Raw genomic sequence first — 11,360 nt, forward strand, 5'->3', positions numbered from 1 at the left:
CCCTTTCTTCTATAGCTTGGAAGCACATATAGATCGGTTATCACCCCAGACATAAGGGGATCGTAGAAGATCCTCGACCTTATCTCAGCCCTTATAACCCCTACTACCTTGCCTAGAGAGTCTGCTACAAGCATTATCACATCTTCCTTATCAAATGATTCCGAAACATATTTCCTTACAATCTCAGGCGCCTCATGCCTTACCGTGTAAAGTGGATCGAATTCCTCGTTAAGCTTCTTAAGTCTTAAGATCAGATCTGAGATCTGATCTATATCTTCTTTCCTCGCATGTCTTATAGTATATTCTCCCTTCTCTACTGCCACGTTGCTTCACCACCAAGATCTTATATACCCGGCTTTCATAAGCACTTCATATTTAGCCCTTGATGAGAGTATTGTTTCTCTGATATCGTTGAGAAGCTCTTCTCTCGAGATCGTGATCCTGCTGATACCCAGCTCCATAGCCTTTAATCCAACAGCTAGCGCTGTTTCTATATATGCATCCCACTCCTCCATAGTAGGTATTATATAGTCTTCCCTCAACCCTTTCTTCTCAGCATATCTTGCCAGTGTTTCGGCGAATGTTATTATCATCTCATCTGTTATCGCTTTAGCTCTCACACTTAGAACACCTCTAAACATTGATGGAAATACCAAGCTGTTATTGATCTGATTTGGGAAATCGCTTCTACCAGTAGCAACGATCTTTGCACCAGCTTCTCTAGCCTCCCATGGCCATATCTCTGGCACTGGGTTTGCAAGAGCAAATACTATGGGATCTTTATTCATCTCTTCAATCCACTCCTTCTTTATAACCCCAGGGCCGGGTCTAGATGCTGCTATAACCACGTCTGCCCCTTTTAATGCCTCTCTTATACCTCCTCTTCTATGATCAGCATTTGTCTTTATCGCGAGCTCGTATTTCCATGGATTCTCAAACATAAGCTTATCTATATCCTCTCTCTCGCTATGGAGAATCCCTTTTGAATCTACAAGAACTATATTGCCTGGTTTAGCGCCATATTTAATCACTATGTTTGCAGCAGCAATATTAGATGCTCCAGCCCCTATAAATGCTATTGTTACATCGGATATTTTCTTCCCAACTAGTTTCAAAGCATTTATAAGCCCAGCTAAGATGGCTGTAGCTGTCCCCTGTTGATCATCGTGCCATACTGGTATATTGAGTTCCTTTCTAAGCCTTTCCAATATATAGAAGCACTTTGGACTCTCTATATCTTCTAGATTTATACCTCCAAAGGCGGGTTCTATGCTCTTTACAATTGATATAAACTCATCCCTATCTCTAGCTCTTATAGGCAGGGGGATTGCATCAACGCCTCCGAGGTATTTAAAAAGGAATGCCTTGCCCTCCATGACAGGGTAGCTCGCCTCAGGACCTATATTTCCTAGCCCAAGCACTCTTGAGCCGTCTGTGACTACTGCTAGCATATTCCACCTAGATGTTAGTGTGAAGCTTAGATCCGGGTTTCTCGATATAGCTCTCGAGGGCTCTGCAACCCCAGGTGTATACCAGATTGCGAAATCCTCTAGAGATCTCACGGGGACCTTTGGAATAACCTCGATCTTACCCCTATATTCTCTATGAAGCTTAAGGGAAAGTGCATACCATTTATCTGTGGATATTGAGCTACCCTCATCAGAGCCTATATATGGGGTCAAAGAGAATCCCCATAACAGTTTCTGTTTTAAAAAATAAATATATGTTTATATTTAGAGATGGGGGTTCTATCTCTATCTTTAGCATACATAGTCATCTGGGAGTTTAGCCCTGAAATACTTCCCGGTTTCTGGGCTCTTGAAGAGTCCTATTTTAACACCCTTTCTACCTTTTGGAGCTAGCTGCCACACCTTCTCTGGGGCTATCTCCACCTCTTTACCTGTTGTTGTATCCTTTACTTTAACCTTATTCTTACATACCATGGTATTTCCCACATAGAATCTATACCATGGCCAATATAAAAGTTATCTAGGTGTTTATTGGGGGTTTATAGAGGCTACATGTATTTCCTACGTGATAGATATTGATTTAGATTCTTTAGAAGGGGCTGATCTATGGTGCAGCATGGCTTTATCTCCCTATGCCTCTACAGCCTTTGGGAATATACATGGGAGAGGGTTATTCACAATACTTTATATGGCCTCCCCCCGCTAGGAATATAATGCTCTCGATTCATGTACCAGCATCGATAGTCTCGGTGGAGCATGGGATTGTTAAGAAAACCCTGGTTATAGGTCTTGTTGCAAGGGCATCAGCTATATTTAGGGTTAATAGGATAGCACTATATAGGGATCCTGGGTCCAGCGCCTCGGATCTTAAGTTAGTTAGAAAGATCCTAGAGTATGTATTGGCACCTCCATATTTAAGAAAGAGGTTATTTGGAATAGATAGAGATCTCAGGGCTGTAGGTGTTTTACCACCACTAGCTATAGCTTCTCACCCAACTGAAGAGGATATAGAGGTTGATCATATTAGGCCTGCTATGGTTACTAATGTTATGAAGAACAAGGTATGCCTAGATCCGGGTTTAGATGGTGAGAAATGTATAGATATAGATAGTAGTATAAGGCCTAGAGTTGGTGAGATCATATATATCCGGGTCTCGAGGGGTGGGCGTGTAGAGGGTATTGCAGGTGTTGAGGAGATTAGAAAGATATATTGGGGCTATAGGGTTGAGACATATAGAAGCTTAAGAGAATCTATTAGGGCTTCTCAAGGCGAGCTCTACATAGTTGCGACTAAGAAAGGGGCTCATGATATAGATGTTCTTTTAGAGAGGTTGAGATCTGCTGAGATCGGTGTTTCACTAATCTTCGGATCGCCTGAGAAAGATCCTGATGAAATAGCGTTGGAGGAGGGGTGGAATTTAGAGGATATTCCTCATCTTAAGTTTAATAGTGCTCCCTTGCAGGGTGTGAGGAGTATAAGAACCTATGAGGCAATATATATAACTCTTGCTATGATCAATAGTATCATCTATAGGGTTAAACAGATATAAGCTCTCAATAGTGAGAATCACCAGGCGCAGAACTGGTGACAGCGGTTGGGCCATAGAAAGTTCTCAGCACCTAGAAGGGGTAGCCTGGGGTTTAGGCCTAGGAAGAGGGCGTCGAGACTCTTACCCAGGGTGAGGAGTTGGCCGGAGCCTCAGCTAGATAGACCTACCCTCCTAGGCTTTATAGGCTATAAGGTTGGGATGACACATGCTATAATTATAGATGATAGGGAGGGTAGCCCGACACAGGGTAGGGAGATCTTTGTCCCTGTAACGGTTGTTGAGGCGCCCCCGATAATACCCCTTGCATTCAGGGTCTATGGTAGGGATCCTAATAGGGGGCTTTATACCCTTACAGAGGGGTGGGTCGATCCTCCGAGGGAGCTCGAGATATATAGGAAGATCTCTACATTCAGGCCCAACGATCTTGATAGGGCTTTGAAGCTAGCTATGGATGCTATATCGAAGATTAGCAGGGTATCTGTTATAGTTGCGACACAGCCCAAGCTGGTTGGGGGTTTGGAGAAGAAGAAGCCAGATATCTTGGAAATAGCTATTGGTGGTAGCGATATCCAGAGTAGGATTGAATATGCATCTAAGATCCTTGGTAACCAGATCAAGGTCTCCGAGGTGTTTACGCCAGGCATGTTTATAGATGTGATAGGTGTTACAAAGGGTAAGGGCTTCCAGGGGGTTATAAAGAGATTCGGTGTTAAGGAGCTGCCTAGATGGCATAAGCATAGGAAGGGTAGTAGGAAGGTTGGTGCTAGAAGCCCTGCTATGGGTGCTCTCTCAGAGGTTCCCCAGCCTGGTCAGATGGGGTTCCACAGGAGGACTGAGTATAACAAGAGGATCCTTAAAATAGGATCTGATCCCAAAGAGATAAACCCACTAGGTGGATTCCCACACTATGGTCTTGTAAGATCTGATTATCTCCTAATACATGGGAGCCTCCCAGGAACGCCTAAGAGACCTCTAGTGCTTAGATACCCGGTTAGAAAGCCACCATATATGGTTAGCGGTGCACCTAGAATAGTATATATCTCTCTCGAGCCCAAGATATGAGGTGATATGTATGGGGGTAGTAGAGATAATATCTCCAAGGATGAGAGATGCTCCGGAGGTAAATATATATGATCTAGAGGGTAAGGTTGTCTCTAAGGTAAGGCTTCCAGACGTCTTCACACTACCAATAAGAATCGATATTATTAGGAGGGCTCATCACGCGGCTCTCACAGCAGCTATACAGCCCCAGGGGAGAGATCCTCTAGCCGGTAAGAGGAGGGTTGGCGAGAGCTGGGGTATAGGCTATAGCGTTGCGAGGGTGCCCAGGCTTGATAATGGGAGGGCTGTTATAGCTCCTATGACAAGGGGTGGTAGAAGGGCTCATGCACCAACAATTATGAAGGTTGTTGAGGAGGAGGTGAATAAGAGGGAGAGGATCTATGCGATTGCCAGTGCAATTGCAGCAACAGCTCTTAGGGAATTCGTTGTTAGAAGGGGTCACAGGGTTCCTGAGAGTCTCTCACTACCTGTTGTCGTTGTTAATGATATGGAAAATATATCTAGCTCTAAACAGGCTAAAGATCTTCTTAATAGGATAGGGCTGTGGCAGGATGTTGAGAGAGCGTATGATGGTATAAGGATAAGATCTGGTAAGGGTAAGAGGAGGGGTAGGAGATATGTTGAGCCTAAGAGTGTGCTAGTTGTTGTTTCGAGGAAAGATGCTAGTGCGATTAAGGCTTTCAGGAATCTCCCGGGTGTTGATGTCGCCCATATAGGGTGTCTTGGAATACAGCATCTAGCCCCTGGAGGCGTTCCGGGGAGATTAATGCTTATATCCGAGGAGGCTTTGAGGGAGATTGGGAATAGGTTTAAGGTGATCTATATATGAGTGAGGAGGCTCCAACATCTAATATAGATCTTCAGAGGATAATTATAAGGCCTGTAGCTAGTGAGAAAGCGCTCCTACTCATAGAGAGGATGAACACATTGACATTCATAGTGGCTAGGGATGCTAATAAGAAGCTGATTAAACAGGCCGTTGAAAAGCTATATAATGTCAAGGTTATCAGTGTGAGAACCCTGATAACGAGGAGTGGTGAGAAAAAAGCGTATGTAAGGCTCTCAGATGAATATAAAGCCTCCGATATCGCTACAAAGTTAGGGCTGCTCTAGAGGTGGTGTAGATGGGCAAGAGGCTCTTACAGCAGAGGGCTGGCAGGGGATCGCCGACATTTAGATCACCATCCCATCTTAGGGTAGCACCTGCTAGATACCCGCCTGTTGAGAAGCTCGGGGAGAAGACCATTGTAGGCTATGTGGAGGAGCTGGTTCACGATCCTGGTAGGTGGACGCCCCTTGCAAAGATAGTTACTGTGAATGGTATAGAGTTCTATACAATAGCTGTTGAGGGTTTGAGCAAGGGCCAGGAGATCATGATCGGATCTGAGGCCCCCGTGTCCCCTGGTAATATACTGCCTCTCAGGGCTATACCGGAGGGGACGAAGATCTGTAATATCGAGAGAAGACCTGGTGATGGTGGTAAAATAGCTAGGAGGGCTGGGAGCTATGCAGTGCTTATAAGCAAGAGCCAGGGTAAGGCTCTAATACAGCTACCAAGCGGTAAAGTTGTAGAGCTAATGGATCTATGTAGAGCCACTATAGGTGTACCAGCAGGTGCTGGAAGGCTTGAGAAGCCATTGTTAAAGGCTGGTGCTGCCTACCATAAATACAAGGTTACAGCTAGAAAGTGGCCTAGAGTAAGGGGTGTTGCTATGAACCCTGTATCCCATAAGTTCGGTGGAGGCTCCCACCAGAGCGAGTCTCACCCAACAACTGTGTCTAGAAATGCTCCACCAGGTAGGAAGGTAGGGCATATAGCTGCTAGGAGGACTGGGCTTAAGAAGAGGTAGGGTTTTTAGACGAATAGCTCGTCAGATCCCTAGCCCTTCTATACTCCTTATAGCTATCACCAACATGTAGATACAGGGCTATCCCGGGGCATCTTTTACTCACTTCCCTCAATATGTCCTCATCATCCTCATGGATCTCAGCTATATTATATACCTCGGCAACCCTTTCTATCACCTTTACCTTGAAGGACTTTGCATCAAGCATCTCATGAACCCTAGGAATGTTTATCGGGGGTCTATAGGGGTTTCTATTTCTAGCCTTCTTCGAGGGTCTCATAAGCATATATACCCCCTTGCCCAGCTCTACACCTATTCTCGATAGCTGCTCCACAGTTTTATCGAGCAGATGTTCTGGTCTTCCTGTAAGTATAAGTATCTCCAACCCCTTCTCGGTACATCTTTGAAGGGCTTCAACACCCGCTTTTCTGGGTATGTCGAGGTCTAGGAGATCTTCTCTCAGAAATATATCCCAAAACCTATTTCTATCACCTCTAGCCTCTTGCTCAGCTATCAACAATCTTCTGGAGACGTCGAAGAGAACACCGTCTAGATCAACTATGCATATCCCGCGACTCTTCTCCCCCAACATCTAGCTCCTCTCTCAGCTTTTCCTCAGCTTTTCTAAAGTAGTATCCAGGTGTTCTCTTCTCACCAAATGCCTGTATCCCCTCTCTCCTTAGCTTTTCCCTTAGCTCTGAAGCCTTCTCCCTAGTGATTTCCCCTACTCTTTCTAGATAGTCTATGACCTCCTCAGCTTCCCTCTGATCCCTTGCCCTTGTTATGAAGTCCTCTGGTGATGGTTGATAGCCTCTCCAAGGATCTCTATATAGATCCTTTAGCCTTATGCTTCGAACCTCACCCTCTATCTCCTTGTAGAGATTTGGAAACATCTTCCTGAACTTCTCTCTATCCCACTCCATATTGGCTACCAGTAGATTTTAGATCTTGGGGATAAATAAGGATAGAGCTATACTATCACCTCCCCAGGGTTTATTATAGTCCCCGCCTTTACTCTGGAGCCTTTTCCAATGATACATCCTATCTTTGCATATTCCCTACCCCTTGCAAGCCCCCTTCTCTCTGGATGCACAGCTATGTTCCAGGTTATTGTGTTGGGCTCTACCACTGCTTTCTCACCTACTACTGAGTAGCCTATATAGCTTCCTCTACCTATTGTTGCGCTGCTCATTATGAGGGATCTACTGATCTCTGAGTAAGAGCCTATGATAGCCCCCTCTTCAATGGATGTGGAGTTTCTTATAAAGGTGTTAACCCCTATAAAGACCTCCCTCCCTATATATAGTGGGCCTTTAAGTACCACATTATGGTCTATAGATGCATCATCCTCTATAATCACTGGGCCCTCTATAATAACAGATCTAGCTATGGAGGCTCTAGAGCTTATATAGCTTCTATCTAGCTCGCTGAGTATGTGATAGCTAGCAGTAAGAAGATCCCATGGCGAGCCTATGTTAACCCAATAGTGACCCCAGAATATCGCCTTGATCCTCTTGCTACCCACGATCTTATTATATGCAGCCACAATATCCCCTAGCTCCTCTGTGTAGTCAAATATAGTATGATCTAGGGCATAGATTCCGCCAGATATATATGTTGCTTCAACCCTACCAGGCTGGGCTGGGCTAGCCTGTCTAACAGCCACGATCCTACCCCACTCGTCGACCTCAACAACCCCGTGGCTTGGAAGGGGTATCTCTGGCACAGCTAGCATAGCGCCTTCAAAACCCTCCTCTAGGGATGCCATATAGGTTGAGATATATGCTGAAGGGCTTACCAATATATCCCCATATACTAGTAGGAACCTCTCACCAGGATCTAGCTTCAACCTATTCCTAGCCGAGAGTAGGGCGGCCTCTACACCATGTCCCTTCTGCTCGATCACCTCTATCCTTGCAAGCCTCCTATACTCCCCTACCTCTCTCTCCATCGTATCCGGTCTATCCGATACGATATATATCTCTCTATAGCCTGAAGCAATGATCCTCGATACTACGTGAGAGATCACACTCCTCCCAATGATCCTTAGAAAGGCCTTTGGCTCACCCCTTGTAAGGGGATCCATCTCCCTTCCAGAACCCCCAGCTAGGATCAATACCTTTGTGTTATTCATCTAGAGCATCTCCAACCCTATAGCTGATAGGGGGATAAAGAGATTTGGTTCCATAGAGTTCGCTTATTAGCGCTACCAGGGCGAGGCTAGAAATACTATTGCTTGAGATGCTCTTCAAACCAGCCTGAGATATGCTTTATATTCTCAACCCTATGCCTTGGCTTACCGCTTCTACTTAGCTCGTGGTTCTCCTTTGGGAATAGCACTAGCCTCGTTTTAACACCATTTAGCTTTAGGGCTCTGAAGAATGCTATTGCCTGGTCTACCCAGCATCTATAGTCCTCCAGGCTGTGTATTATAAGGGTTGGGGTTCTAACTTTGTTGGCATATCTTAGAGGGCTTTTCTCGAGGCATCTATCTGGGTTCTCCCATGGTATGCATCCTATCTGGTCTGGGACGAAGTAGTGTCCTATGTCTGTTGTGCCGAACATCGAGATCCAATCGCTTATAGATCTCTGGGTTACCGCTGCTTTAAATCTATCGGTTTGGGTTATGATCCAGTTTGTCATATAGCCTCCATAGCTACCCCCTGTAACGCCTAGCCTCTCGGGATCTATATCGCTATATATCTTCAGCGTTTCATCAACAACCTCCATTAGATCCATATAGTCTCTCTCTCCATAATGCTTCCTTATATCTGCGAATTCCTCGGAGTATCCATCGCTACCCCTCGGGTTTGAATATATTAGTGCGAAGCCCCTTGAGACTAGATATTGGAATTCATATATGAAGCTCCACCCATACATAGTCTTCGGCCCCCCATGTATATAGAGGATCGCCGGGATCTTCTCCCTATCTTTTCTACCTGGCATTAATATCCAGCAATCTATATAGGCCCCATCGCTGGCTCTTATCCTATAGTATGTGGGTCTCGAGAGCCTATGTGTTTTTATGAAGAACGAGTTGAAGCTTGTCACCTTCTCTATAGATCCCCTTCTCATTATATAGAGCTCCTTAGGCTCTACAGGGTTCATCGCGGTTGCCAATGCGATCTCACCATCTACTAGGCTGAACTCATCTATAACCCCTTCTCTGATCCTCATATATGTTTCGAAAACATCCTTAGTAGGATCATATGCCTCAACATACACCTCTCCAGCATCTGAGATCATGAAGTAGATCTTATCATCGGATCCCCATATCAGGTTTGGAGAGCATGTAGGGCCTCTAACGTCTGTGTTTATTGTGTTTAGAAAGTTCCTATCGAGTCTTCCCCTCGTATCTAGCAGCTCTTCTCCCGAGACGCTGTATATAATTAGTCTATTATGTGTTGCAAAACCCCTCTCCCTCTTATGCCCTATCACAGCTATTCTCTTTGATGTTGGCGACCAGGCTATGCCGTTTATCGTAATCCCATCGGCGATCTTTATATGTTCTCCTTTCTCCAGGTCATATAGGTATAGCTGGTGTATATAGGGTGTAGCGGGATCTATGCTAGCTGTATAGGCTATATATCTTCCATCCGGGCTCCACATGGCTATATTAACCCTTACATCTTCTCTAGAGATCTTCTCTCTATTGCCGCTCTCCACATCCACTATGTATAGCCCTCTCTGGATCGAATATGTATAGCCCTCAGCATTAAACCATATATCGATCCTATCTATAACCTTAACATCCTCCTCGATCTTCCCATCATTGGCTACAACTGCTAGATATTTTGAATCAGGAGACCAGGAGAAGCTATTAACACCTAGATCGAATATCGTTATAAGCCTCGGCTGACCCCCAATCCTCGATACCCAGATCTCAGCCCCTCTCGATTCTTCCTTCAAGGTTCTCCTCGATATGAAGGCATACCTCTTCCCATCAGGTGCCGGTGCTGGGCATTTATCATATACACCGTTTTCTATCGGTGTGTACTCCATAGTTGCTAGGTCTAGGAGCCATATGCTCGACTCATATCTATCCCTCTCAAGGGAGATCCTTGTTACTGTGAAAAGGGCTTTGGATTTATCGGGGAAGATCGATGGGTTCGATACTAGCACTATGTTAGAGAGATCCTCAGGCTTTAAATCACGCTGCATAATGCCACCAGCTATATGGTGGAAGGGATGTTTATAAAACTATTGTTTAGCTATCTATAGGCTAAAGCTATACTCTTTAACCCTAACCGTGGTTAGGTTTGGTCTCCCTATAACTGGTCTATTGGAGCATGAGACAACCCCTGAATCATCTATATAGTAGTATTTACAGTCCTTGCTCTTTGGAAGGGGAGACTCTATTATTACGAAGACCCTCTCGGATAGTGGTGATAGTGCGAAGCACCCGCTCTCAACACAGGTTATAGTAACTAGTGGGAAGCCCGGGGCTACTCTGCTTAGCATGAATAGCACCATGTCCTCGAAGCTCTCAAGCTTGATCCTTATATGGGGGTGGGTGATCTGACTGCTCATCTATATCCACCTCTATCTAATCTATATCCCTAGGCTATATATTGATACTAAGAGACAGAGGCGCTATATTCAGTGGCTTTAGATGATGCTCTGCTGTGAAGATATCTTAAACCCCATGTAAGCGATGATCTCCTTAGTCCGAGGAGGTGTAGGTTGCTTATATTCACATTTTTAAGGTGTTTCTTCGCAGCCTCATAGCACTCGAAAACCTGTTTCGCAGGGGTTGGCGGGATATCGTTCATCATGAAGTCTGGGTGGAATACTAGGAGGTTATATGGTATTGTATCATCTAGGCTTGCTATGAACTCTGCTATTGCCTCCACCTCTTCAGCATCTATATAATGTGGCACTAGGAGGGTTGTTGCTCCGAGCACAGGTACCTCTGGTCTTTTATGGTAGAATTCTCTGTAGACTAGTTCGAAGTTCTCTAATACCCTCTTGTTATCCATTCCAGTTAGTATTTTGTGGAGTGTTGAGTCAAAGGCTTTTAGATCGAATTTAACGTTTCCCCCACTCTCGACCACATATTCCATAGCTCTTCTAACCAGCCATGGGTTTCCATCTCCATTCCATTCATAGCATATCCTAAGGATCCTCTTGCTCGGCTTCTTCTCGAGTATGAGTCTCGAGGCTTTTATTGCGAATGGTAGCTGGGGCTCTGCTGATCCTCCGAACCAGCACCAGCATGAGATCTTCTCGTTTCTCAGTGTTAGCTCCACGATCTCGTTTACATGTACCGCCCTTGCCATATTGAGCTCCTTATGTGTCCAGTTCTGGCAGAATAGGCAGTTGAATGAGCATCCATAGAAGAATAGTGCTAGGTTGTAATAGCCCTTCTCAGGCCCCTGGGTATATGAGTATGTTGGAAAGCCACAGCCTGTTCCTGCTGGGCAGAACCATGC

14 protein-coding genes are annotated in these 11,360 nt (G+C 45.1%); 5 read left to right on the plus strand and 9 right to left on the minus strand.

All coding sequences use genetic code 11. The annotated features are described in order from the left end of the window. The 3 genes from QXE01_09180 to QXE01_09190 all read right to left on the minus strand — a co-directional run. Positions 1-323, minus strand: a 323-nt coding sequence (locus tag QXE01_09180; protein ID MEM4971410.1) for a GNAT family N-acetyltransferase, incomplete at its 3' end; no start/stop codon positions are given. A 6-nt stretch (positions 324-329) separates the two neighbouring features. Continuing rightward, entirely contained in the window at positions 330-1,646 is a 1,317-nt protein-coding gene (locus tag QXE01_09185; protein ID MEM4971411.1) for an NADP-dependent malic enzyme, read from the minus strand. A gap of 114 nt (positions 1,647-1,760) precedes the next feature. Further along, positions 1,761-1,943 carry a chromatin protein Cren7 gene (locus QXE01_09190; GenBank protein ID MEM4971412.1) on the minus strand — a complete coding sequence of 61 codons (183 nt, stop codon included), beginning with the start codon at positions 1,941-1,943 and terminating at the stop codon, positions 1,761-1,763. 185 nt (positions 1,944-2,128) lie between these two features. Here QXE01_09190 and QXE01_09195 point away from each other — a divergent pair, with 185 nt between their 5' ends. Genes QXE01_09195 through QXE01_09215 form a run of 5 tightly spaced genes read left to right on the plus strand, consistent with a single transcriptional unit; the run spans position 2,129 to position 5,931 of the window. Next, positions 2,129-3,019, plus strand: a complete 891-nt coding sequence (locus tag QXE01_09195; GenBank protein ID MEM4971413.1) for a putative RNA uridine N3 methyltransferase — start codon at positions 2,129-2,131, stop codon at positions 3,017-3,019. Between the two features lie 45 nt (positions 3,020-3,064). Next, positions 3,065-4,081, plus strand: coding sequence for a 50S ribosomal protein L3 (locus tag QXE01_09200; GenBank protein MEM4971414.1), 1,017 nt, complete (start codon positions 3,065-3,067; stop codon positions 4,079-4,081). Positions 4,082-4,091: 10 nt separating this feature from the next. Next, positions 4,092-4,910, plus strand: a complete 819-nt coding sequence (gene rpl4p, locus QXE01_09205) for a 50S ribosomal protein L4 (GenBank protein ID MEM4971415.1) — start codon at positions 4,092-4,094, stop codon at positions 4,908-4,910. Further along, positions 4,907-5,194, plus strand: coding sequence for a 50S ribosomal protein L23 (locus QXE01_09210; protein ID MEM4971416.1), 288 nt, complete (start codon positions 4,907-4,909; stop codon positions 5,192-5,194). Before rpl4p ends, QXE01_09210 begins: the two co-directional genes overlap by 4 nt. A gap of 11 nt (positions 5,195-5,205) precedes the next feature. Beyond that, entirely contained in the window at positions 5,206-5,931 is a 726-nt protein-coding gene (locus QXE01_09215; GenBank protein MEM4971417.1) for a 50S ribosomal protein L2, read from the plus strand. Here the strand turns inward: QXE01_09215 and QXE01_09220 are convergent. From QXE01_09220 to QXE01_09245, 6 genes are all read right to left on the minus strand, one after another. Then, positions 5,918-6,520, minus strand: coding sequence for a hypothetical protein (locus QXE01_09220; GenBank protein ID MEM4971418.1), 603 nt, complete (start codon positions 6,518-6,520; stop codon positions 5,918-5,920). The genes QXE01_09215 and QXE01_09220 overlap by 14 nt on opposite strands. After that, positions 6,483-6,851: a DUF2095 family protein gene (locus QXE01_09225; GenBank protein MEM4971419.1), complete on the minus strand. Its 369-nt coding sequence runs from the start codon at positions 6,849-6,851 to the stop codon at positions 6,483-6,485. The genes QXE01_09220 and QXE01_09225 overlap by 38 nt, the downstream gene beginning before the upstream one ends. A 47-nt stretch (positions 6,852-6,898) precedes the next feature. Further along, positions 6,899-8,062, minus strand: a complete 1,164-nt coding sequence (locus QXE01_09230; GenBank protein MEM4971420.1) for an NDP-sugar synthase — start codon at positions 8,060-8,062, stop codon at positions 6,899-6,901. A gap of 95 nt (positions 8,063-8,157) precedes the next feature. Then, positions 8,158-10,089, minus strand: coding sequence for a S9 family peptidase (locus QXE01_09235; GenBank protein MEM4971421.1), 1,932 nt, complete (start codon positions 10,087-10,089; stop codon positions 8,158-8,160). 54 nt (positions 10,090-10,143) lie between these two features. Next, complete coding sequence (locus tag QXE01_09240; GenBank protein MEM4971422.1) at positions 10,144-10,458, minus strand: hypothetical protein; 315 nt, start codon at positions 10,456-10,458, stop codon at positions 10,144-10,146. 47 nt (positions 10,459-10,505) lie between these two features. Continuing rightward, positions 10,506-11,360 (minus strand): radical SAM protein (locus tag QXE01_09245; GenBank protein ID MEM4971423.1); only part of this gene is annotated, 855 nt, incomplete at its 5' end.

This window comes from Sulfolobales archaeon (genome assembly GCA_038897115.1).
Taxonomy (GTDB): domain Archaea; phylum Thermoproteota; class Thermoprotei_A; order Sulfolobales; family AG1; genus AG1.